The 22485-nt window shown below is 72.5% G+C and carries 25 protein-coding genes and 1 pseudogene; 19 read left to right on the forward strand and 7 right to left on the reverse strand.

All coding sequences use genetic code 11. The features are described from left to right. Positions 1–337: 337 nt before the first annotated feature. From ACGF12_RS14475 to ACGF12_RS14535, 13 genes are all read left to right on the forward strand, one after another. Positions 338–1807: an AMP-binding protein gene (locus ACGF12_RS14475; protein WP_393028665.1), complete on the forward strand. Its 1470-nt coding sequence runs from the start codon at positions 338–340 to the stop codon at positions 1805–1807. Further along, positions 1804–2070, forward strand: coding sequence for a phosphopantetheine-binding protein (locus tag ACGF12_RS14480; RefSeq protein ID WP_393028667.1), 267 nt, complete (start codon positions 1804–1806; stop codon positions 2068–2070). Before ACGF12_RS14475 ends, ACGF12_RS14480 begins: the two co-directional genes overlap by 4 nt. A gap of 118 nt (positions 2071–2188) precedes the next feature. Next, entirely contained in the window at positions 2189–2563 is a 375-nt protein-coding gene (locus ACGF12_RS14485; RefSeq protein ID WP_393028669.1) for an ectoine synthase, read from the forward strand. Positions 2564–2781: 218 nt separating this feature from the next. Continuing rightward, positions 2782–3900 (forward strand): acyl-CoA dehydrogenase family protein, encoded by a 1119-nt coding sequence (locus ACGF12_RS14490; protein ID WP_393028671.1) that lies wholly within the window; start codon positions 2782–2784, stop codon positions 3898–3900. A 17-nt stretch (positions 3901–3917) separates the two neighbouring features. Further along, positions 3918–4592 carry a transglutaminase family protein gene (locus tag ACGF12_RS14495; RefSeq protein WP_393028673.1) on the forward strand — a complete coding sequence of 225 codons (675 nt, stop codon included), beginning with the start codon at positions 3918–3920 and terminating at the stop codon, positions 4590–4592. A gap of 8 nt (positions 4593–4600) precedes the next feature. Then, entirely contained in the window at positions 4601–5410 is an 810-nt protein-coding gene (locus ACGF12_RS14500) for a maleate cis-trans isomerase (RefSeq protein WP_393028675.1), read from the forward strand. Then, the gene (locus ACGF12_RS14505; protein ID WP_393028676.1) at positions 5407–5679 is read left to right on the forward strand and encodes a DUF6253 family protein; all 273 of its coding nucleotides are present in this window, start codon (positions 5407–5409) and stop codon (positions 5677–5679) included. Before ACGF12_RS14500 ends, ACGF12_RS14505 begins: the two co-directional genes overlap by 4 nt. Positions 5680–6281: 602 nt before the next feature. Further along, positions 6282–6965 carry a TetR family transcriptional regulator gene (locus ACGF12_RS14510; RefSeq protein WP_393028677.1) on the forward strand — a complete coding sequence of 228 codons (684 nt, stop codon included), beginning with the start codon at positions 6282–6284 and terminating at the stop codon, positions 6963–6965. A gap of 371 nt (positions 6966–7336) precedes the next feature. Continuing rightward, the gene (locus tag ACGF12_RS14515) at positions 7337–8557 is read left to right on the forward strand and encodes an IS701 family transposase (protein WP_393028679.1); all 1221 of its coding nucleotides are present in this window, start codon (positions 7337–7339) and stop codon (positions 8555–8557) included. Between the two features lie 297 nt (positions 8558–8854). Beyond that, positions 8855–9343, forward strand: coding sequence for a nucleoside deaminase (locus ACGF12_RS14520; protein ID WP_393028681.1), 489 nt, complete (start codon positions 8855–8857; stop codon positions 9341–9343). Then, the gene (locus ACGF12_RS14525) at positions 9340–9999 is read left to right on the forward strand and encodes a DsbA family protein (protein ID WP_393028683.1); all 660 of its coding nucleotides are present in this window, start codon (positions 9340–9342) and stop codon (positions 9997–9999) included. The genes ACGF12_RS14520 and ACGF12_RS14525 overlap by 4 nt, the downstream gene beginning before the upstream one ends. Before the next feature lie 281 nt (positions 10000–10280). Next, on the forward strand, positions 10281–10601 hold the full coding sequence (locus tag ACGF12_RS14530) for a DMT family transporter (RefSeq protein WP_393028685.1): 321 nt from the start codon (positions 10281–10283) through the stop codon (positions 10599–10601). Between the two features lie 46 nt (positions 10602–10647). After that, a complete protein-coding gene (locus tag ACGF12_RS14535) occupies positions 10648–11049 on the forward strand; it encodes a DMT family transporter (RefSeq protein WP_393028687.1) in 402 nt (133 codons plus the stop codon). 247 nt (positions 11050–11296) lie between these two features. On the opposite strand, the gene ACGF12_RS14540 is transcribed toward ACGF12_RS14535, so the two are convergent. Then, positions 11297–12109 carry a class I SAM-dependent methyltransferase gene (locus tag ACGF12_RS14540; protein WP_393028689.1) on the reverse strand — a complete coding sequence of 271 codons (813 nt, stop codon included), beginning with the start codon at positions 12107–12109 and terminating at the stop codon, positions 11297–11299. A 239-nt stretch (positions 12110–12348) separates the two neighbouring features. On the opposite strand from ACGF12_RS14540, the gene ACGF12_RS14545 reads away from it, so the two are divergent. Beyond that, complete coding sequence (locus ACGF12_RS14545; protein WP_393028691.1) at positions 12349–12858, forward strand: DinB family protein; 510 nt, start codon at positions 12349–12351, stop codon at positions 12856–12858. Positions 12859–12871: 13 nt separating this feature from the next. On the opposite strand, the gene ACGF12_RS14550 is transcribed toward ACGF12_RS14545, so the two are convergent. Both ACGF12_RS14550 and ACGF12_RS14555 read right to left on the reverse strand, forming a co-directional pair. Then, the gene (locus ACGF12_RS14550; RefSeq protein ID WP_393028693.1) at positions 12872–13375 is read right to left on the reverse strand and encodes a hypothetical protein; all 504 of its coding nucleotides are present in this window, start codon (positions 13373–13375) and stop codon (positions 12872–12874) included. 198 nt (positions 13376–13573) lie between these two features. Further along, positions 13574–15181: a CehA/McbA family metallohydrolase gene (locus ACGF12_RS14555; protein WP_393028695.1), complete on the reverse strand. Its 1608-nt coding sequence runs from the start codon at positions 15179–15181 to the stop codon at positions 13574–13576. 207 nt (positions 15182–15388) lie between these two features. Here ACGF12_RS14555 and ACGF12_RS14560 point away from each other — a divergent pair, with 207 nt between their 5' ends. After that, a complete protein-coding gene (locus ACGF12_RS14560; protein WP_393028697.1) occupies positions 15389–16297 on the forward strand; it encodes a polysaccharide deacetylase family protein in 909 nt (302 codons plus the stop codon). A gap of 51 nt (positions 16298–16348) precedes the next feature. Here the strand turns inward: ACGF12_RS14560 and ACGF12_RS14565 are convergent, their stop codons facing one another. The 4 genes from ACGF12_RS14565 to ACGF12_RS14580 form a co-directional block, all read right to left on the reverse strand. Next, positions 16349–16732, reverse strand: coding sequence for a barstar family protein (locus tag ACGF12_RS14565; RefSeq protein WP_393028699.1), 384 nt, complete (start codon positions 16730–16732; stop codon positions 16349–16351). Positions 16733–16778: 46 nt separating this feature from the next. Then, a complete protein-coding gene (locus ACGF12_RS14570) occupies positions 16779–17432 on the reverse strand; it encodes a 4'-phosphopantetheinyl transferase (protein ID WP_393028701.1) in 654 nt (217 codons plus the stop codon). A gap of 158 nt (positions 17433–17590) precedes the next feature. Next, entirely contained in the window at positions 17591–17794 is a 204-nt protein-coding gene (locus tag ACGF12_RS14575) for a hypothetical protein (RefSeq protein WP_393028703.1), read from the reverse strand. A gap of 156 nt (positions 17795–17950) precedes the next feature. Next, a complete protein-coding gene (locus tag ACGF12_RS14580) occupies positions 17951–18823 on the reverse strand; it encodes a LysR family transcriptional regulator (RefSeq protein ID WP_393028705.1) in 873 nt (290 codons plus the stop codon). Positions 18824–19049: 226 nt separating this feature from the next. Here ACGF12_RS14580 and ACGF12_RS14585 point away from each other — a divergent pair, with 226 nt between their 5' ends. The 4 genes and pseudogenes from ACGF12_RS14585 to ACGF12_RS14600 all read left to right on the forward strand — a co-directional run bounded on the left by ACGF12_RS14585 (position 19050) and on the right by ACGF12_RS14600 (position 22432). Then, positions 19050–20012: an FAD-dependent oxidoreductase gene (locus ACGF12_RS14585; RefSeq protein ID WP_393028707.1), complete on the forward strand. Its 963-nt coding sequence runs from the start codon at positions 19050–19052 to the stop codon at positions 20010–20012. Positions 20013–20120: 108 nt separating this feature from the next. Further along, positions 20121–20618 (forward strand): flavoprotein, encoded by a 498-nt coding sequence (locus ACGF12_RS14590; RefSeq protein ID WP_393028709.1) that lies wholly within the window; start codon positions 20121–20123, stop codon positions 20616–20618. 137 nt (positions 20619–20755) lie between these two features. After that, positions 20756–21400, forward strand: a pseudogene (locus ACGF12_RS14595) (NAD(P)/FAD-dependent oxidoreductase); the annotation flags it as partial. A gap of 69 nt (positions 21401–21469) precedes the next feature. Further along, complete coding sequence (locus ACGF12_RS14600; RefSeq protein WP_393028711.1) at positions 21470–22432, forward strand: DUF6528 family protein; 963 nt, start codon at positions 21470–21472, stop codon at positions 22430–22432. The last annotated feature ends 53 nt before the right edge of the window (positions 22433–22485 follow it).

Raw genomic sequence — 22485 nt, forward strand, 5'->3', positions numbered from 1 at the left:
GAAAGCGCCCCCCCGCCGGCGGGCACCAGCCGCGCGCGAACCCCCCGCCCGCGGGTCGTGGCCGCGCCCGGCGGCGGGGGCCCGGATCCAGTCGGGCCCCCCCCAGGCCGAGTCGGCGCGACCCGACCCCGACCCCGAACGCACTCCGCGTTCGGGGTTTTTTATTTGGACTTGCTTGGACATGCAACTGCGGTGTCCTGCGTCACAACCACTTCGCCAAGTGCATGCTTGACCAAGCATGCACTTGCCCAGGTACCGTCAACCTCGACACCGCACGATTCGAACAGTCGATCGGTACCTGTTGCCGGCGGCTGAGCCGACCGCGAGGAATCCCGCCGTGCCATCGTCCCTCCTGGCCGAGACCGTCGCCGCCCACGGCGAGGACCGGCCCCACCGCATCGCGCTCCACTTCAACGACCAGGCCGTCAGCTACGGCCGGCTGAACGACCTGACCCGGAGTCTGCGCGGTCACCTGTCGCAGCTGAACCTCCCGGCGGGCAGCACCGTCTGCGTGCCGGCGCACAAGAACCCGCAGACCGTCGCGCTGCTGCTGGCCGTCTTCCACGAGGGCCACATCGCGCTCGCCCCCTCCCCGGACCTGGGCGGCGACGCGCTGGAGCGTCTGGCACGCCAGGCGCGGGTCTCCCACCTGCTCACCGCCACCGCCGACGGCGAACTCACCGCGGCGCCGGTGCCGGCGGACGAGGTCGAGGCGGAGGGATTCGCGGTGCCGGATCCGGCCCGGACCCGGTTGCTGCTGACCACCTCGGGTTCGACCGGGACCCCCAAGATCGTTCCGATCGAGACCGCCGGGTTCGACGCCTTCACCGACTGGGCCGTCGGCGAGTTCGCCCTGACGCCCGACGAGACCGCGCTGTCGTACGCACCCCTCAACTTCGACCTCGCCCTGCTCGACGTCTGGACCTTCCTCCAGCTCGGAGCGTGCGTCGTCCTGGTGGAGCAGCAGCGGGCGACCGACGCCGCGCACCTGGCCGCGCTGGCCGCCCGGCACGACGTCACCTTCGTCCAGGGCGTGCCGATGATGTACCGCCTGCTCCTGGAGAACGGCGGCACCTTCGCCGCCGTACGTCACGCGATCTTCACCGGCGACCGGATGCCGGCCGACCTGCTGCGACGTGTCGCGCCGGCCTTCCCCCGGGCCGCGTTCCACAACGTGTTCGGCTGCACGGAGACCAACGACTCCTTCATCCACCGCGTCGATCCCACCGCCGTGGACGGACCGATGCCCATCGGCCTTCCCATCCGCGGCACCGACGCCCTGGTCGTCAACGCCGAGGGCGAAGCCCTCGCCTCGGCCGGCACCGGCGAACTCCTGGTGTCCACGCCGTTCCAGACCGGCGGCTACCTGCGCCGGGACCTGAACGACGCGGTGTTCACGCACCTGGAGGGCCGGGTCTTCTACCGCACCGGCGACATCGTCACCCGCACCACCGAGGGCCTGTACTTCCTCGAAGGGCGCGCGGACTGGCACGTGAAGGTCCGGGGCGTCCGCACGAACCTGCAGGAGGTGGAGAACGTGATCACGGCCCACCCGGACGTCGCGGAGGCCGTGGTCGTGCCGCTGCCGGACCCGCAGGCCGGCGTCCGCCTGCACGCCCACGTCACCCACCGCCCGGGCAGCGGCCTCACCAGTCTCCGACTGCGCACCCACCTGGGCCGGCAGCTGCCGCGCCACGCCATCCCGGCGTCGGTGCACCTCACCGCCGCTCCGCTGCCCCGCACCTCGACGGGCAAGCCCGACCGAAACCTGATCAAGCAGAACCGCCTGAAGGAGAGCGACGCATGAGCACCACAGCCATCGCCACTGAGGTCCGCGCCTACGTCGTGGCCCAGTTCCTGGCCGGGGAGGACGCCTCGGACCTCACCGGCGACTACGACCTGCTCGACTCCGGAGTCATCGACAGTCTCGGCCTGGTGAAGATGCTCGGGCACCTCACCTCGGCCTATCAGATCCCGGTCGACGACATCGACTTCGGCCCGGACGACTTCCGAACCCTCGACGCCATCGTCGCCATGATCGCGGAGCACCGGCCGGCCGCGGCCGCCTGACCGACCGCTCCGCCCGGTCCGGCGGACGGCGCGGCGTCCCGTCCGACGACTGCGCCGTCCCGCCCGACCGACCGCACCTCACCGCCGCACAACCCGATCCCGAAGGAGAACCAGAGAGATGTTCACCCGCAGCCTCGATGACGTCGCCCCTGTCGAGTGGGGCAACGGCCTGAGCTACCGACTCCTCACCAAGAGCGACGGCATGGGCTTCGCCGTCGCGGACACCCTCGTGCGCAAGGGCACTTCGAGCGCCCTGCAGTACCGCCACCACCTGGAGGCCTGCTACTGCATCGGTGGCTCCGGCGAGGTCGTGGAGAAGGACGGCACCCGCCACAAGATCGTCCCCGGCACCATCTACGTCCTCGACCAGCACGACCCGCACTACCTGGTGGCCTCCGCCGACGAGGACCTCCACCTGGTGTCGATCTTCAACCCGCCGATCAACGGCGACGAGAAGCACACCCTGTCCGCGGACGGGTTCTCCCAGTACTGAGCCGCCGCCCCACCGGCCGCCAGTCCACCAGTCCCGGTCCGAAGCCCGCTCCCCGGCGGACTTCGGGCCGGGGCCGGGCCGTGTCGCGCCGCGTGAGCGTGCGAGCCCGTGGCCGTCCGTCCGGGCCATGGAACGTCGTCATGGCGTCACCTCGGTCCACTGTTGCCCCGATCCGCACCCGCCCCGCTACACCGTTGAAAGGGACCCCAGGATCTCCCGTGACCGATGACCTCTTTCACCTCACCGCCCCGTGGGCCGAGCAGCTCAACGCCGGTACCCGCGAGCTGGACGCGGCGGGCGTCTTCCCCCACGAGAAGTGGAAGACGCTCCAGGAGACCGGCCTGCTGCGCGTCCCGTTCGCGCCGGAGTTCGGCGGCGCCGGCCACAGCCTCACCGAAACCATGCGCGCCCTGGAGGGTCTGGGCCACACCTCCAACGACGCCGGCCTCTCCTTCTCCGCCTCGACGCAGATCGTGTCCGTGGGCACGCCCCTGCAGCGGTTCGGCAGCCAGGAACTGAAGGAGAAGTACCTGCCGAAGATCATGTCCGGTGAGGCCATCACCGCGCACGCGATCACCGAGCAGTCCGGCGGGTCGGACGCGATGAACCTGGCGACCGTCGCCCGCCGCGACGGCGACCACTACGTGGTCAGCGGCGACAAGATGTTCATCACCAACGCCCCGGTCGCCGACCTGTTCCTGCTGTACGTCCGCACCGGCAAGCCGGGCCCCTTCGGCCTCACCACCCTGCTCGTCGAGGCCGGCAGCCCCGGCCTGACCGTGGGCCCCGCGATGGACAAGATCGGCCTGCGCACCAGCCCGATCGGCACGCTCGCCTTCGACGAGCTGCGCGTCCCGGTCGGCCAGCGGGTCGGGCAGGAGGGCGCCGGCTTCCGGGTCCTGGACTACGTGATGAAGCGCGAGGTCCTTCTCGGCTTCTCCATCACCCTGGGCGAGATGACCCGGCGCCTGGAGGAGACCATCGCCTTCGCCAAGGAGCGCCGCCAGTTCGGCCGGCCCATCAGCTCCTACCAGGGCGTCTCCCACAAGATCGCGGACATGAAGATCCGGGTGGAGACGGCCCGCAAGTGGCTCACCGACACCGGCGCCAAGGTCGAACGCAACGAGGACGCCTCGCTCGACCTCGCGGCCACCAAGACCGTCGTGTCGGAGGCCAACGTGCAGACCGCGCTGGACGCGGTGCAGATCCACGGCGGCCGCGGCGTGCTCACCGAGCACGGCATCGAGCGCGACCTGCGCAATTCGATCGCCGGAACGATCTACTCCGGAACCTCCGAGATCCAGCGCAACCGCATCGCCATGCTCCTCGGACTCTGAGCGACAGGAATCCCGACATGACCGACCAGTTGGACCACCTCACGCGCCCCACCGAATTCCTCGACTACGAGACCGACGAGGTGCAGGCCTTCATCGACCACGCCGTCAAGGACCGCTCCGCGGACCGGCGGACCAACGCGATCGAGCTGTACTACGCGGTGCGCGACGGCGTCGACTACGAGGTCTACGGCGCCCCGCTGTCCCGGGAGGGCCTCAAGGCCTCGCACACCGCCACCACCAAGTCCGGCTTCTGCCTGCACAAGTCCGCGCTGTACGCGGCCGCCGTGCGCGCCCTGGGCGTCCCCTCCCGCCTGGTGTACGGCGACGTGCGCAACCACCTCGCCTCGCCCCGCCTCCTGGAGCACATCGGCGGCGACGTGTTCTTCCACGGGCTCACCCAGGTCCACCTGGACGGCAAGTGGGTCAAGGCCACGCCGGTGTTCAACAAGCTGCTCTGCAAGCTGTACGGCATGCAGGCGCTGGAGTTCGACGGGCTCAACGACAGCCTCCACCACCCCCACGAGGGGGGCGGCGCCATGGAGTTCCTCACCGACCACGGGTCCTTCGACGACGTCCCCTACGACTTCGTCCTCGAGGCGATGCGCCGCAAGCACCCCAGGTTCCTCGAGGACGGCGGCACCGGCACCGTCCGAGGCGGCCGCCTGGCCGACGAATCCACGCTCACCCGGTAGGAGAACCCATGACCAGTACGCCCTCGCCCGTCGACGGATGGGACGCCTCGACCCGCATCGGCGTCGTCGTGCCGCACGCCGATGTGGGCCCGGAGGCCGAACTGCAGGCCGTCGCCCCCGCCTCCGTGTCCATCCACGGTTCGCGCATCCACTTCGCCGCCATGCGCCCGGGCGGTGAGATGGACGAGAAGATCCCGCACGACCCGATCCTGGCCTTCGTCCAGGCCCCGTACCTGGACAACGCCGTGGAGCTGCTCGCGGCCTCCCCGCTGCACGCGCTGACCCTCGGCTTCACCTCCTCCAGCTACGCCTTGAAGGCGCGGGGCGAGCGGGAGTTGTACGAGCGGCTGCTGCCCGTCACCCGGGGGCTGCCGATCACCGGCACGACCAGAGCCGCGCGCGCCGCGTTCGACGCGCTGGGCGCCCGCCGGATCGCGGTGGTCAACCCGCCGTGGTTCGACGACACCCTCTCGGGCCAGGGAGCCGACTACTTCGGCGAGTTCGGCTACGACGTCGTCCACCACGGCCCCTGCGGCCTGCCCTCCAACCAGAAGGCCATCACGCCCGAGAACCTGTCGGCGTGGATCCGCACCACGGTGGCCGCCCACCGGCCGGAGGCCGTCCTCGTCGCCGGCAACGGCATCCGGGCGGTCGGCACCATCAAGGCCCTGGAGGACGAGCTCGGCTTCAACGTCGTCACCGCGAACCAGGTGATCCTCTGGCACGCGCTCCACCTCGCCGGTGCCGCGGCCACCGCCCGCGGCATCACCGAGTACGGGCACCTGTTCGCCACGACCCCGAAGGACGACCATTCGTGACCCTGCTGGACGCACACGGCTACGAGGCCGTCTTCGGGACCCCGGAGGGCGACACCTACCGCATCCCGCTGATCTGCTGGCGGGAGGACGAGGACCACATGTACGGCACGGTCCTGGTCAAGGGCCATCTGCGGCGGACGGACCAGCTGCGGAACTTCCTCCAGTACGACTGCCGGCGCAGTGCCTGTCGACACGAGGCCCCGCCCGCCTTCGAGGCTCCGGCCGTGGACAGCCGGCCGGACGGCACGCACCTGTCGGCCCTGAGGTGACGTCCGCGCGCTCGTAAAGGCACAGGCAAGTGCGGGTTGTCGAGCCCCCTTGTGAAGTCCCCACGCTCATAAGGGGATCCGGCGGCTCCCCCCTTTCTCCCGGCTGCCGGTATTCAACCCGCTCACCCCTATTCGGAATCCGTTCGACGGGTATTCGCCGCCGGTCCGAATGGAAGACCCTGCCATGTGCCGGGGAGCCGCGCACCCGGCGCTTCGGCGGGTGGGCCGGATCCACCGCACCCCGGGGCGAGGCGAGGCGACGTCGCGCGCGATCGGTCCGGACGCGAACGACGTTCCTCGCCCCGGTCGGTGCGGTTCGGCATGACCCGGCCCCACGCCCCCTGGGCCCACGTGTCCCGGTCCTCCGGCGCCCGAGCGCACGGTCGGACTTCAGCGCGAGCGGAGCGGACGCACCCGGTGTCGGCCGGGCGAACGGGGATCCGACTACGCGTCAGGTTCGCCGGTGGACCGGGGTATGCTTGCCGCGTCGTCGCGGGGCAGGTACACGAACCAGTCGGAGGGGCTATGCAACTCACACGAAGTCCCCAGGACGCCCAGCGGTCCGCGGCCGCACCCGTCACGCGGTACCGGAGCGCGCCGCTGTGCTGAGGCAGGCGCGCGCGGAGCAGACCCGGGCGGCCCTGATCGACGCCGCGGCCGAACAGTTCGCCCGGCACGGTTACACCGGCGCCACTCTGGCGCGCATCAGCCAGTCCGCCGGCGTCACCTCGGGGGCCTTGACCTTCCATTTCCTGACCAAGGAGGACCTGGCGCTCGCGGTCGTCGAGGCGGGTGCGTCAGCGGTCCGTTCGGCGCTGCACGAGGTGCAGCAGCTCACGACGCCGGGGCTGACCGCGGTCAGTCGGCTCACCCAGTCACTGGCCGCCTTCCTGAACCAGGACGTCCGGGCCCATGCGGCCATGCGACTCGCGTACGAGTGTCCCGGTTCCCAGCCCACCTGGGAGGAGGCCTGGCGTCCAACCCTGTTGCACGCCCTCGACCTGGCCCGGGCCGGCGGCACCACCGACGCGGAGCTCGCCGACATCGAGCTGCTGGTCGGCTACCTGCTGGCCGGGGCCGAGGCACGGCTGCGCTCCGGCCACCCGGTGCGGGCCGTGGAGCACGAGCTCGGCCAGCTGTGGCAGCGGGCCGCTGCGGGCTTCAGTGGCCGACCGGATTGCGAGCCCGACCCCCGCGAGCCCGATCCCCGCGAGCACGACCGGATGCCCGCGCCGCCCCTCGCGCACGGCGAGTCCCGGGAGGGGACCGAGCGGAACGACGGGTGATCGAACGGCGCTCCGGTCGTCCGGCCGGGCCGCGTCCCGTCGTGTGACCTTCGACGTCGACCCGCGCGCTCCCGTGCGCCCGGCCCGTGCGCGAAATCGAGTTCGACGACCACCGCTCGTGGGCGTTCCGGCGTTTCGACGTTCCGGCGTTCCGCGGAAGCCGAGTCGGAGGCGCAACTCCGTGACATCACCCGTTGTGAGGCCCGGCCGCTCCCGCCCTCGGATCCGACCCGGCGGGTTCACGCCATGGTTCGTGCGGAGTTGGCGAAGTGGCGGCAGGAATCCCTTTCCCCCAGAAAAAAATAGTGCTCATTCTTTACTGTGGACGCGTCTGTGTGAAAGCCCGCAGCCGCAACACGGGAGGGGAAACTATGAGGGGATGGGACTCCGTCGCCCTGTTCACTGACCAGCTCTTCGGACACTTGCGTCGGGCCGACCAGCGCAGGTGGGCCCACGCATATGTACAAGGCCTTCTCAGCACGCCCGGCAAGAAGTCCATCCGCCGGCTCGCGGCCGTGGCGAGCGACTCCCCGACGGCATCGCAGGCTCTGCACCAGTTCATCAACGAGAGTCCCTGGGAGTGGGAGCCGGTGTGCGACCAGTTGCGCCAGTGGGCCGAGGGCCGTGTCCGGCCCCGGGCGTGGACGGCCGCCCCTGTCGTCCTGCCCAAGCGCGGTGAGAAATCGTGCGGAGTGCACCGCCGATTCATCCCACACACCGGACGGACCGTCAACTGCCAAGTGGGAGCGGCGGTCTTCATGTCGACCGACGCGGGCGAGTTTCCCGTCGGCTGGTGCCTGTTCCTGCCCGAGCCGTGGGCCCAGGGCCCCCTGCGCGAGCGGGCCCGTGTCCCGCAGACGGCCACGGCCTCGACCGAGAGCCAACTCCTCTACGTGCTCGACGCGATGGTACAGCGTTCGCAGTACGACCCCGTCCCGGTCGTCGTCGACCTCGACGGCTACATGGACTCGCGCCGGCTCCTGGACGGACTGATCAAGCGCCGGCTGGACTTCGTCGTGGCGATCCCCGACGGCTTCCCGCTCGCCCCGCTCGAACCCCACGCCTCGGGTTCCCGTCGGCCGGTGACGGCGGCCGCCCGAGTGCTGAGCGACCGGAGCACGGAGGTCCGTCCCGGCGGCGTGAGACGGGGGCGTGGGCCCGTTCGTGACGCTCTGGTCCAGATTCCCGGCGCTGTCGCGGCCGACCAACGGCCCCAGCCGTTCCGCCTGTTCACCCAGCCCGACGGGCATCCCGCAGGGTCGGGACAGCTGTGGATCACCAATATGGCGCACCGGCCGGTCGACGAACTCCTGGAGTACGCGGAGCGGCACCCGGCGACCGGTGAGACCGTGGATCTGCTCCAACGGGGCTTCGGTCTAAGGGACTTCGAGGGCCGCTCGTTCCCGGGCTGGCACCACCACATGGCACTGGTCTCGGCCGCCTTCACCTACAGCCGCCTGGCGGCCGACCCCGACCGGCAGACCGCCCGTCCCGGCCTCGGCGCGGGAGGCGACGGCCGGGCCAGGCCGCCGCTCGGGCCCCGCGCGATGTGGACGCAGGACAACGCCCTGAGCTATCCCGTCGCGGTCTGAGGCTGTCGTCCGGCCCCGCGGTGGCGGGCTTCGCGGTGGTGGGCTTCGCTGGTCGGTCGCGGTCCGGCGCTCGCGTGCCGGACCGTCACCCCGCACCCCGATGACCAGGAATCGGGCAATGTCCTGAGCGGTAGCGATTGACAGCAAGATGTATGTTCATGCAAGCTCTATCTGCTCGCTCAAGTCTCTTGCGGGCTCAAAGAACATGTACATACAAGCAACTACTGGGGACTCCATGCCTGATGTCACGGCGCCCACTGCCCACGCCCCGGCCGCGGTCTGAGCGGGGGAGCAGCGTTGCGTTATTCCGAGCTTTCAGAGAGCGAGCTGACCGAGTACGCCCGTGAGGCGGTACGGATCAGCCGCGAGCACGTCGCCAAGGGCGGCATCCCGTTCTCCGGCGTGGTGGTCAACCGCGGCCGGATCCTCGGCACCGGCGTCAACCGGGTGCGCGAGGACAACGACCCCACCGCGCACGCCGAGGTGACCGCGCTGCGCGAGGCCGCCGCCAAGTACGGACTGCACGCCACCGCCGGGGCCACCCTGATCGCCTCCGGCGAGCCGTGCGCCCTGTGCTACATGGCCTCGCTGTACTTCAACGTCACCCACATCGTCAACGTGGTCGACCGCAAGACGGCCGCGCGGTACGGCTTCGACTACACCAACTCGTACTCGATCTTCGCCGAGGATCCGGAGACCTGGCCGGTCAAGGTGACCTGGCTGCAGATCCCGGAGGGGACGAAGCCGTTCGAGGAGTTCCTCGCGATGGAGCAGGGGCGGTCATGACCGAGACGACAACCGGCACAATCGGCGTCAGGGTCTGGTCGGACTACGTCTGTCCGTTCTGCATGCTCGCCGAGGGTCCGCTGCACGAGGCCACCCGCGACCTCGATGTCGAGATCGAGTGGATGCCGTTCGAACTGCGGCCCCACCCCACCCCGACGCTGCGCCCGGAGGACCCGTACCTGCCGGCCATCTGGGAGCGCGCGGTCTACCCGATGGCCCGACGGATGGGCGTGGACATCACCCTGCCCACGGTCTCCCCCCAGCCCTACACCCGGCTGGCCTTCGAGGGCTACCAGTACGCGGCCGAGCACGGCAGGGCCGCGGAGTACACCCCGCGCGTCCTGCGGGCCTTCTTCCAGGAGAACCGGGACATCGGCCGCACGGAGGTCCTCGCCGACATCGCGTCCGAACTCGGGCTCGACGGCGCCGACTTCACCGCGGCGCTGACCGCCGGCAGCTACAACGCGGCCCACCAGGACGCGCTGCGGACCGCCGAGGCCTTCCGCATCTCCGTCGCTCCCACGATCATCATCGACGGGCGCCACCGCATCGAAGGCGTGCCCACCGTGGCCCAGATCCGCAAGGCCGTGCTCGACGCCCAGGCCGAACAGACGGCCGCCGGAGATGCTCCCGCCTGCGGAATCGACGGGTGCTGACCTGACCCGAGGGTCGGGCTTCCACACCGACCGGCCGACGGAACGGCACTGACGCCGTTCGACCCCGGCCGTGCACAGCCGCGGGCGACGCCGGAGCGTGCCCGCCCGGCCGTGCCGACTGACCACGAGTCGCACGGCCCCCACCCCCCTTCACCGCCGGACGACGTCCAGGCGGAGCAGCGCTTCGTCGCTCCCACCCCCGTTCCGCCGGTACAGCGGATCGCGGGACGGCGGACCGTCCCCCGTGCAACGCCGACCTTCAACGAACGAAAGGACCTCCCATGCAGTGGTTCTACCTCGCGATCGCGGACATCTTCGAGATCGCCGTCGCCATCTCGGCCGGTAAGGCCGAAGGCTTCAAGAACCGCCCGTGGACCGCCGCGACCCTGATCACCGGCGCCCTCGGCACCTACTTCCTCAGCAAGGCGCTCCTCACCTTCAACGTGGGTGTCGGCTACGCCATCTGGACCTCCGTCGCCGGTATCGGCATCACCCTCCTCGGCGCGCTGCTCTTCGGCCAGCGCCTGAACTGGCGCAAGGCCGTCGGCATCGCCGTCATCATCGCCGGCGTCGTCGGCCTCCAGCTCAGCGGCGCCGCCTGAGAATCCCGCCCCCACCCGACCCATCTCCTCGAAAGGACTCGTGCACATGTCCAACACCGAGCGCACCTCGGCCAATTCCTGGATCATGCTCCTTCTCGCCGGCGGCTTCGAAGTCGGCTACGCGCTCTCCGTCGGTGGCAGCCACGGCTTCACCCGCCTGACGTGGTCACTGGTCGCCGTCGTCTTCTTCCTGCTGACGCTCTGGGCGCTGAGCGCCGCGCTGCGCACCATCGAGGTCAGCATCGGCTACGCCGTCTGGGCGGGAATCGGGTCCGTCGGCGCGGCACTGCTGGGCCCCGTCGTCTTCGACGAGACCCTCACCGCGGTCCAGGCCGTGTGGCTGGCCGTCATCATCGTCGGAGTCATCTGGCTCAAGCTCGCCGACCGGCCGGCGAAGACCGCCGAGGCCGCGGCCGCGCCGCGGGAGGTCCAGACCGCGGACGTCTGACGGGTGTCGCCCCGCTGCGGGAAGCCGCCGCCGTGCCGCTCCTGAGGCGCGCCGACCGGGCCGGGTCCCGGTCGGGTCGGGTCCTGGTCGGGTCGCGACCCGGTGGTCGCGGGGCGGCCGGGGCATCACGGCAGGGCCTCTCGGTGGCCCGGCGGGCTTCGAAGCCCGCCCGGGCACCGGGAGGCCCTGCCCTGTGCCGTGGGGAGTCGAAGGCCTCGAAGCCCGGGTCGGGCCCGTCCGTGCGTGGTCAGGCGCGGTCGGCGGTGACGAGGTGGTAGTCGAGCAGGCCGTCGCGCCAGGCGGTGAGGAAGTGGCGGGTCCAGTGACCGGGTGGGACGGTCTCGGCGAGGTGGCGGTCGAGGCCCGGCCAGACGTCCGGGCCGATGGACTCGGTGGTGACAGTGGTGAAGCCGGCCTCCGTCAGGTCGGTGATGAAGTCGTCGAGGGGGTGGGCGAGGTCGAGGCCGTCGGCGAAGCTGGCGAGCAGGATCTTGAGGCGCTCGGCGACGTCGGCTCCCGGGGCGGTGAAGTAGGTGGTGACCACCAGTCGGCCGCCGGGGCGCAGGACGCGGGCGGCCTCGGCGGTGAAGCTCGGGAGTTCGCGGAAGTGCTGAGCGGCCTCGACGGAGTAGACGCCGTCCAAGGAGGCGTCGGGGAACGGGAGTTCGTCGGCCGGACCGAGGGTGTAGGCGAGCCGGTCGGGGTAGGTGGCCAGGGCCTTGGCGTTGACGGCGCGGGCGCGCTCGATCTGGTCCGGATGGATGTCCACGCCCGTCACCGTCGCGAAGCGGAACTCCCGTAGCGCCAGCGCCGCGCCGAGCCCGCGCCCGCAGCCGACCTCCGCCAGCCGCAGCTGCCCGCGTGGATCGGGGAAGGCGCGCAGCACCCGCCGGTAGAGCTGCTCCTGGCTGCGCACCCGGTCATCGGGGGCGGGGGCGGTGAGGTCGATCCCCTGCCAGTCGCCGAAGTTGAGGAAGCCGCCGGCGAAGGTGGCGGCTTGGGACAGATCGTCGGTGCCGTACGTCCGGCGTACCGTCGGTGGGATGCGGTTGTGGTCCATGGGCCGCTGGCTCTCCTGCTCGATGGGCGCCCGGCCGTCGGGCGCGCCGAGGTACGTACCCAAACCTGTGGTGGCGTGAACACGGTACGTGACGGCCGGAGTTTGCGGTTCGGAGTTCGGAGTTCGGAATTCGGTGGTCGGCCGGTTAGTCGGTGGTCGGCCGGGTGGTCGATTCGTTACAGTCCGCCGGGATTCCACGGTGATCACCGGTGATCACCGACGAACAGGAGGGGCGAACGATGAACACCGACAGCCGACCCGTACCGGCGCTGACCGGGGGCGAGCGCGAGATGCTGCGCGGCTTCCTGGACTTCCACCGGGCGACCCTCGCCATGAAGTGCGAGGGCCTCACCGACGAACAGCTGCGGCAGCGCTCCAGCCCGCCGTCCACGCTGAGCCTGCTCGGGCTGGTCCGCCACCTGGCCGAGGTCGAGCGGACCTGGTTCCGCAAGGTGATCAACGGCGAGGACATCACGCTGGTCTGGTCCGAGGACGGCGACTACCAGGCGGCCTACGACGCCACCGATGCCACCGGCGCCGAGGCCTTCGCCGCCTGGCAGGCCGAGGTCGAGCACTCCCGCCGCATCGAACTCGCCGCACCCTCCCTCGACGTCACCGGCTACCAGCCCCGCTGGGAGGCCGAGGTGTCGCTGCGCCTGGTCATGCTCCACCTCATCCACGAGTACGCCCGCCACAACGGGCACGCCGACTTCCTGCGCGAGGCCATCGACGGCGTGGTCGGCGCGTAGCCGCCGGCCCGTCCTACCAGCCGAGCAGGTGGGTGCGGGTGGTGAGGACGGTGAGGAGGGATTTGGCGGTGGTTTCGGGGGTGAGGTCGGAGGTGTCGAAGGTGTGGCGGGTGGTGGGGGCGTCGGGGGCGGGCGGGGTGGTGGTGAGGATGACGTAGTGGAGGGCGGCGCCGGTGGCGCGGCTCTCGCGCCGGAAGGTGGCGAGGGTGGGCGGGGTGGCCGGGCACTCGACGACGACCTGGTAACCGCGGGTGGCGTAGGCGAAGGCGGCCTGGGCGGTGGCGGCGAGGGCGGTGGCGTTCTGGCGCTCGGCCTCGGGGAGGTGGGGCGGGATCCGGCCGTTGCGGATGACCCGCAGGAAGTCGTCCGTGCGCAGGTGGACGCTCGGGTGCAGCTCCTGTGCGAGCAGCCCCGCGACCGGGCTGTCCCCGGCCCCGGTCGGGTCGACGAGGACCAGGACGCCCCCGGCACCCCGGCCGCCCCCGAGCTCCGGCCCACCTACGGTCGTACGGTTCACAGCTGCTGATCCCTTCGCGGGCCGGGGACGGACGGGTAGCCGGGGCGAGGCGGTCGGAGTGCGAAGACGCCGGTCGGCCCGGATGCGGACAGCCGATCGCCTCGTCCCTACGACTGATGCGTTTCGGGGATCAACCTAGTCCACACGGGTGCCCCGAGTCGTCCCCCCTCCCGGTCCGCGGGCGGGGGCCCGAGGTGGTCAGTGCTCGTCGACCCGCAGCACGATCGGGTTGGTGAGGGCCGCCATCGGGCCCCAGGGCAGGTCCTCGCCCATCGAATTGCCCTTGCCCGGGGTGCCGTCCGCCTTCGGGTGGCGCACCTCGGCGCGGACGTAGGCGGCCAGCGAGGCGGTGGTGCGCCAGACCACCGTGCCGGAGCCGTCGGCGGGCAGCGACTCCTGGTGCATCTGCCCTTCGTCGGTGAGGAAGCGGACCGTCCCACCGGGCACCCCGGAGACGGTGAGCCGGACGTCCAGCGGGGCGTCGGCCGGGACGGTCAGCTCCTCGCCGATGCCGGCCTGGCGGCCGTTCCCGGTGACGGTGAAGTCCAGCCGGACGGTGGCGGACTCGGCGAGCCAGCTGCGCCCGGCGCGCAGGCCGTCGAGGACGGCGTCCCGGGTGAGGTCCTCGGCGAGGACGACGTTGTGCGGGAGGCCGATCACCTGGGGGGCACTGTGCGCGTCGCTGTTGCCCATCGCGGGCAGCCAGGAGCGGCCGCCGCGCAGGGCGACGGCGAGCCGGGAGTCCCAGGTGTCCACGGCCGACTCGTCGTCGTACGTCCAGGGCCCGTTCCACACTTCGACGGCGTCGGCCTGCTCGTAGCCGAACTTCCACTGGCAGGCGACGTAGGGGCAGTACGGGTGCGCGGGCACCACCAGGCCGCCGGAGCGGTGGACCTGGCGGACGAAGCGCGGGTACTCCTCGTCGCGGGAGCGGTAGCGCCAGTCGACGAACCGGCCGGCCTCCAGGCCGAGGGCCAGCCAGTGGCCGTTGCGGGTGGTGATCTCCTCGCCCGGCAGGATCAGCAGGTCCGGGCCGGCCAGCGGGCCCCAAACGGCGTGCGAGGAGCTGGTGTTGTGGTCGGTGGAGATGATGAAGTCCAGGCCGGCCGCGCGGGCCCCGGCCGCCACCTCCTCGGGTAGGCGCCGCCCGTCGGAGTGGACGGTGTGCAGGTGGCAGTCGCCCCGGTACCAGGCGCGGCCGCGGCCGCGGGCCCGCTCCGGCGGGTAGTGCGGGGTGAACTCCGCTCCGGGTGCGCCGAATCGGAGGGTGACCTGGACGCGGTAGTCCAGGCCCTGGGGGGCCACCTGGTACGGGCCCAGGGCGATGTGCCAGGTGCCCGGGTTGACCGGGCCGGGGAGGTAGCCGGGGGTGGCGGTGTCGCGGGCGATCGCGAACTCGGTGCGGAAGCCGCCGGACCAGCCGCGGAAGCCGTCCCCGCCGAGGTCGGTGCCGCGCTCGTCGAAGATGCCGATGTCGCAGGAGTTGCCGGGGGTGCCGGCCGGGACCTGCGGCTTGTCGTAGCTGTAGGAGACGGCGATCTCGCGGACGCCGTCGGGGACTTCGACCGGGAGGTAGACGAAGTCGGGGCAGCCGGTGGGGAGGTGGCCGGTGAGGGTGAGGGTCCGGTCGGCCTGGTCGGCCTGGTTCGGGGCTGCGGCCGCCGGGCCGGTGGCGGCGGCGAGGCCGAGGGCGGTGGCGGCGCCGGTGGCGAGGCCGCTGCGGAGCAGGTCGCGGCGGGCGGGTTGTGCGGGTTCCTCGTGTTGGTCGTCTTCGTCGTGGCGCGGGGCGGTGGGGTCGGCGGGCATCGGGGCCTCCGGGCTGAGGTGGGCGGGTCCGTTCGTTCGCCTACCCCGGGGGGTGAACCGGGGATGAGGTGGGGCCCACCGGGGTGGGGCGGGTCGGTGAAGGGGTTCCGGGCGGAGGCGGGGGAGAGTTGGGGGGAGTGACGATGGGTCGGTTCATGGTCGTGAGATCGGTTGGTACGGCAGGTGGCGATGGGTCGGGAGGCCGGTGTGGCACTGAGTCGGCGGGCGCTGCTGGCGGCGGCGGTGGCCGGTGGCGCGCTGACGGGGTGCCGGACCGGGCGGGCGGCTGAGGGGCCGGCCTCGCCGTCGCCGTCGCCGTCGCCGTCGCCGTCGGCCTCGGCCTCGCCGACAGTCTCCGCCGCGGGCACGCCGCCCGCGACCCCGTCCGCCGTGCCCCCGGCGGCGTCCCGGGAGCGGACCCGGGCGGAGCTGGTTCAGCGGTACGGCGGCACGGCCCCGCGCGAGTGGGGCCTGGAGGTCGCCGGGGTGATCACCGAGCTGCCCGAGGGCGAGTCGGCGATGGCGCTGACCTTCGACGCCTGTGGTGGCCCCGGCGGGAACGGCTACGACGCCGAGCTGATCGGCTTCCTGCGCGGGCGCGGCGTCCCGGCCACGCTCTTCCTGAACGCCCGCTGGATCGACGCCAACCCGGATGTGTTCGAGCAGCTCGCCGCCGATCCGCTGTTCGAGATCGGCAACCACGGCACCATCCACCGTCCGCTGTCGGTGACCGGCCGGTCCGCCTACGACATCGCCGGGACGGGTGACGTCGGCGAGGTGTACGACGAGGTGACGAGCAACGCCCACAAGCTGACCGAGTTGCTCGGGCACCCGCCCCGGTTCTTCCGCTCCGGCACCGCGCACTACGACGACGTCGCCACCCGGGTGGTCGCCGACCTGGGCGAACGCGTCGCGGGTTTCACCGTCAACGGGGACGGCGGGGCCACGCTCAGCGCCGCCGAGGTGCGGCGGGAGGTGGCGTCGGCCTCGCCCAGGGCGATCGTCATCGGCCACATGAACCACCCGGGCGGCGGCACCGCCCCCGGGGTCGCGGCGGCGGTGCCGGGGCTGCTGGCGGCGGGGCGGCGGTTCGTCCGGCTGTCCGACGTGATGTGAGCCTGCCGGACGGGGCGAGCCGGCCGGACGCGCGGTGGTCGGGGGCGGGGACTACGCCAGGCGGAGGCCGTCCGGGTGCTCCTCCTCGATGATCCGGACCAGCCAGTCGAAGACCGTCGGCCCCTTGCCCGCCCGGGCGGCGTCCAGTTCGGCGGAGACGTGCTCGCGATTGGTGGGGTGGCAGCGGGTGAGCCGCAGCTCCAGCTGGCGGACCGTCTCCGGGTAGCCGAGATTGCGGCGGGACACCTCGTGGTCGCGCCACTCGATGGCGTAGTCGCCGTCCTCGGGCGTGCCGTAGCCGCCGCGCAGGCAGTCGGCGAAGGCGTCGAGGTTGCGGCCGAAGTAGCCGTCCGCGCCCATCTCCTGCCCGACCACGTCCCAGAAGTCGTCCAGGTTGCGGATCCTGCTGCCGTCGATCACGTAGGTCACCGTCACGCGGTCGAGGATATGCCCGGGAGGCGAACGGACCGGCGACGGGCGGTTACGGCTCGACGGCGATCGCGGTGGCGAGCAGCCCGTCGCGCACCGCCCAGCGGCCGTCGAAGCCCTCGATCCGGCGGTCGCCGACCACCGGGCCGGGGACCAGCAGCCGGGCGGAGAAGGTGCCGTCGGGGAAGAGGTCGAGCTCGGCCTCGTGGAAGTCCAACCAGAGCCCGGTCAACGGGAACCAGGCCTTGTAGACCGATTCCTTGGCGCTGAACAGGATCCGGTCCCACGGGGTGTCCGGGTGCTCGGCGGCGAGCTTCGCCAGTCGCTGCTGTTCGACGGGCAGGGCGACGGCGTCGAGCACGCCCTCCGGGAGCGGCAGCGCGGGCTCGGCGTCGATGCCGACGGAGGCGAGGGCGCCGGCCCGGGCCACGGCGGCCGCGCGGAAGCCGTCGCAGTGGGTGAGGCTGCCGATCACGTCGTCCGGCCAGCTCGGGGCTCCGCGCAGGCCCGGGACGAGCGGGCGGTACGGGACGCCCAGGCGGGCCAGGGCGGCGCGGGCGCAGTGGCGGACGGTGGTGAACTCGCGTCGGCGCTTGTCGACGGCCTTGGCGACCACCGCCTCCTCGGCCGGCTCCAGCCGGGCCTCCGGCGGGTCGTCGTAGGCCACCTCGGTCACCACGACGTCCGGCAGCAGGTCCCCGATCACGTATTCCCCCCTCGGTCGGCCGCACGGACGGGTGCCGCGCGGGACGAGCGTAACCCGGGCGGGCGGCTCCGGTCGGGTGATCCCGTCGATCTTCACTGGCCGGGGGCCGTCCGCCTCGCGCGGCGCCCGGGCGACCGTCCGGTGGCCTGCCGTCAGGGCTACTGCCCGAGCAGCTTGGCGAAGTCCAGCCCGAGGCTGCCGAGTACGGGCAGCGCGCCGAGGTCGGTCACGCCGCCGACCGGGATGCTGTAGCCCTGGTTCACCTCGCGGGGAGCGACGGTCGAAGCCGCGGCGGCCGAGGGCGCGGCGATCGCCGGGGTCAGGACGACGCCGAGGAGCAGGGCGGCGAGTGCGGTGCGCATGTGACGGGCCTCCGGGTGGGCTGGAGTGACGGATTGTCAACACCTCCAGCGGCGGCGCGGTCACGTGTCTTCGCCCCTTCGGCCCCATGGGTGAAGCTCCTTGAGTTGCGTTCATGACAGACCTCACGGCCCGGCGGCGGCCTCCGCCACGGGGAGCTACGGGGCCATGGCGAGCAGCAGTTGGACCGCCGGGGAGGCCGTCCGCGGGTTGTGGGCCAGACCCAGGGTGACGGTGGGAACCGGTCGGGTCAGCCTGCGCAGGCAGACGCCCGGTATCCGGAAGACCCGGGCCCGCCCCTCGGGGATGGGCGCGATCCCGTACCCGGCCGCCACCGCCAGCAGCAGCTGCTCGCCGTCCGGCTCCTCGCGAACGATCCGGGGCGGCCCGTCGGGCCACAGCTGGCCGGTGATCAGCGCGTGCATCCCCGGGCCGTTCTCGCGCGGCCACAGCACGACCGGTTCGTCGCTGATGCGGTGCCGGCTGACCCTGGCGCGGCCGGCGGCGAGCGGGTGGCCGGTGGGAACCGCCAACAGCAGCTCCTCCTCGGCGACGACCCGGCAGGCCAGTTCGGGGACGTCCAGCGGCGGACGGACGAAGGCCGCGTCCAGCCGCCCCGAGAGCAGCTCGCCGACGTTGTGGGCCGTCCAGCCGGTCTGCAGGGCGACGTCCACCCGGGGGTACCGCTCGCGGAACTCGGTCATCAGGGTGTCGGAGACACCGCCACGGGCCGATCGGGTGTACGCCACCCGGAGGCTTCCCTGCCGCCCCTCGGCCACCGCCTTGATCCGCCGGTCGGCCTCGGCCACCTCGCCCAGTATCCGCCGGGCCTCCTCGGCGACCGCGCCGCCGATCGGGGTGAGCGTGCAGCCCCTGCTGGTGCGCTCGACCAGCTGCACACCCAGCTGCCGCTCCAGTGCCTTGATCTGCTGGCTCAGGGCCGGCTGTGCCACCCGCAGCCGGCGGGCGGCCCGGGTGAAGTTCAACTCCTCGGCCAGCACCGAGAAGTAGCGCATGCGGTGGAGGTCCACCGGTCGATGATAGGGCCGTCGGGCGGCGGTACGGCCTGTCGGTCGGCGGTACGGCCTGTCGGTCGGCGATATGGACGCCGGGCGGTGCTGAGGCCGCCCGTCCGCGATAAGGCCGGCTTATCGCCGGCGGACGGAACTCGTCTTGGACGCCCTCCGGTCCGGACCGCTTTCCTGGATCCAGCCGCCGCGCTCCGAGCCGGCGGCCGGTCGGGAGGAGGGGATCGGCGTGGACGTCGTCGTGATCGGCAGTGGGGTCATCGGGCTCACCACAGCGCTGCGGCTGCAGGAGAAGGGCCTGCGGGTCGTGGTGGTGACGGCGGACGGACTGCTGTCAACGGCCTCGGCCGTGGCGGCGGCCGTCTGGTACCCGGTCGGCATGGCGGCGGGCGACCGGGTGGCGGGCTGGTCCGCGGCCACCTTCGCCGTACTCGCCCGCCAGGCCGAGGACGGCGTGCCCGGCGTCGTCATGCGCGACACCTGGATGCTGGCGCTCGGGCGGCAGCCGGCGGGGGTGCCCTGGTGGGGCGCCGCCGTCCCGGACCTGCGCCGTCTGGAACCGGCCGAGCTCGCGCCGGCGTACGCGGACGGCTGGCGCTTCACGGCCCCGACCGTGGAGATGCCGCTCTATCTGCCCTGGCTGCTCGGCCGCTTCCTGGACAACGGGGGCGACCTCGTCCACCGACGGCTCGACACCCTGCACCAGGCCGGCGCCTGGGCGCCCGTCGTGGTCAACGCCAGCGGGCTCGGCGCACGACAGCTGTGCGGGGACCCGGCGATGCGGCCGGTGCGCGGACAGCTCGTCCTGGTGCGCAACCCGGGCCTGCGGGCCTCCCTGCGGATCCAGGACGACCCGGCCGGGTACACCTACGTCCATCCGCGCAGCGGGGACGTCGTGCTCGGCGGCACCTTCGAGGAAGAGGACTGGGGCCTCGGGTCCGACCCGGAGACGGCTGCGGCGATCCTCGCCCGGTGCGCGGTGCACGTGCCCGAACTGCGCGAGGCCGAGGTCATCGGCCACCCGGTGGGTCTGCGGCCCGACCGGCGGGGCGGAGTCCGGCTGGAGGCCGAGGCGGCCGGCGCGGCGGGGACGCCGGTCGTGCACAACTACGGCCACGGCGGCGCGGGGGTGACGCTCAGCTGGGGGTGCGCGGACGAGGCCGCGGAGCTGGCGGCGACCGCCGTGGGCTGAGGCCGGCGCGGGTGTGGTTAGCGTGTGGGGTCTCCGTGTCCGGCGCGATGGTGGTGGTCGCGTGGTGGGGGACGGTGATCTGCCGGTGGTGAGAGGGGAGTTCGAGAGATGTCCGAGGCGAGGACGCCGATCCTCTACGTCGTCGTGTGCGCGGCGGGGGTTGCGGGTGGGGTGGGGGAGCTGATCTCGGCTGCGCAGGATCGGGGGTGGGACGTGGGGGTGGTGGCGACGCCTCTTGCCTTGGGGTTCATGGATGTCGGCGCGATCGAAGCTCGGACGGGGTATCCGATTCGCTCCGCCTGGCGGAAGCCGGGGGATCCGCGGCCGTTGCCGGATCCGGATGCGATCGTGGTGGCGCCGGCGACGTTCAACACGATCAACAAGTGGGTCGCCGGGATCTCGGACACGCTTGCGCTCGGGATTCTGTGTGAGTCGTACGGGTGGGGGATTCCGGTGGCGGTTCAGCCTTGTCTCAGTACGGCGCAGGCGGCGCATCCGGCGTATGAGGAGAGCCTGGCGAAGCTGCGGCGGATGGGGGTGCGGATCGCGGAGTACGTGCCCGGGGCGTACAGCTGGACGCGGGTGCTGGACCTGCTCGACAGCTGACAGGGTGGCTGGTCCGGCGTCGGGATCCTGGCAGGCTGAGGGGTGGCCCGCCGTGATCGGCCCGGGGTAGCGTCCGGGCAGGTCAGCGACGGTGTGGGAGGTTCCGGTGGCGGCGGTCAACGGCGAGGTGTCGGCTCGGTGAGCGGCGCACCTGGCTGCCGATGAACTCGGCGATGGTCGCCACCGAGCCGCTCCCCGCCGAGTTCTGGGCGGACGCCGGCTGGCAGGGCCGCGAGGTGCTCGGCGACTTCGCACACGCCTACATGTACGCCCAGCGGACCGCCGATGACCGGATCGCGCTCGGCGGCCGCGGCGTCCCGTACCGCTTCGGCTCCCGGACGGATTCGGACGGCAGCACCCAGGTGGAGACCGTGCGCCAGCTCCGCCGGATCCTGGACCGGTTCTTCCCGGCCGCCGCGCGGGCGCGGATCGACCACGCCTGGGCGGGCGTGCTCGGGGTGCCGCGGGACTGGTGCGCCACCGTGGAGCTGGACCGGGTGAGCGGGCTCGGCTGGGCGGGCGGGTACGTCGGGAGCGGGGTGACCGCGACCAACTTGGCGGGCCGTACCCTGCGCGACCTCGTGCTGGACCGGGACACCGAGCTGACCGGGCTGCCCTGGGTGGGCCACACCGTGCGCCGCTGGGAGCCGGAGCCGCTGCGCTGGCTCGGGGTGCACGCGATGTACGCCGCGTACCACGCCGCCGACCGGCAGGAGGCGGCCGGGCGGACCACCACCTCGCCGATCGCCCGGGTGGCGGACCTGGTCTCCGGGCGAATCTGACGGTCCGTTCGGATGACGCGTGCGGCCGGGCTGCCGGGCGCTCCGCCGTGCACCGCCCACCGTTGGGGCGTGCTGAGGAGAACCCTGCCGGTCCTGGGCCTTGCCCTGCTGCTCTGCGCGCCCGCGAGCCGCGTGTTCGCAGGGTCGTCGCAGGGGGAGGTGGTCGCCGTGGACCAGGCGTCCCGCCGCGTCCTCGTCCTGCGGGGAGTCGAGGAGCTGGCGGACTACCAGGGGCCCGACCGGCCGCCCGTGGTGTGGTCCTGGGGCGCCGACCGGGCGGAGGACCTCGGTGACCTCGATCCCGCGGACAGCTGGACCAACCCGGACGAGGCGAAGAGCCGGACCCTGGACGGCCGCCGCTACCTGCTGACCACCGCCTCCGGCGGGCTCGCCGCGGTGGTGGACACCGCCACCGGCGGCAGCCGCTGGGCGGCGGACCTGGGCGGGGCCGCCAATCCGCACAGCATCGAACTGCTTCCGGACGGCAACGTCGCGGTCGTCGCGAGCGGCGGCGGGTGGGTGCGGCTGTACGCGGCCTCGCAGGGGCGCCGGGCCACCACCCACGCGACCTTCCGCCTCCCCGGCGCGCACGGGGTCCTCCGGGACGGGCGGACCGGCCTGCTCTGGGCGCTCGGCGACGGCGAGCTGACCGCGCTGCGGGTCGGCGACGACCCGGCTGAGCCCACCCTGACCGCCGTCCGGAGCGCCCCGCTGCCCGATCGGGGCGGCCACGACCTGGCGCCCGTGGTGGGCGCGCCCGGCCGGTTCTGGGTGAGCACGCTGAACGGCCTCTGGCAGTACGACCCCGCCGCCGATCGGTTCACTCCCGTCCATCTGGCCGATCCCGCCGCGGAGCGGGCGGTCAAGAGCATCGGCGACGACCCCCGCACCGGCCGACTGCTCACGGTGGCGCCCGACCACAGCGGCCCGTGCCACTGGTGCACCTCGGTGATCCGGCTGGACCGTCCGAAGGGGACGTGGACGCTGGGCGGTACGCAGCTGTACAAGGCGCGCTGGTGGGAGTCGCAGTAGCAGATCAGCGGCGGACTGCAGTTGATCTTGCCCGGCGGGTCGGCGATACCACC

Origin of the sequence: Kitasatospora sp. NPDC048296 (assembly GCF_043201815.1) — a bacterium.
In the GTDB taxonomy this organism is placed as follows: Bacteria; Actinomycetota; Actinomycetes; order Streptomycetales; family Streptomycetaceae; genus Kitasatospora.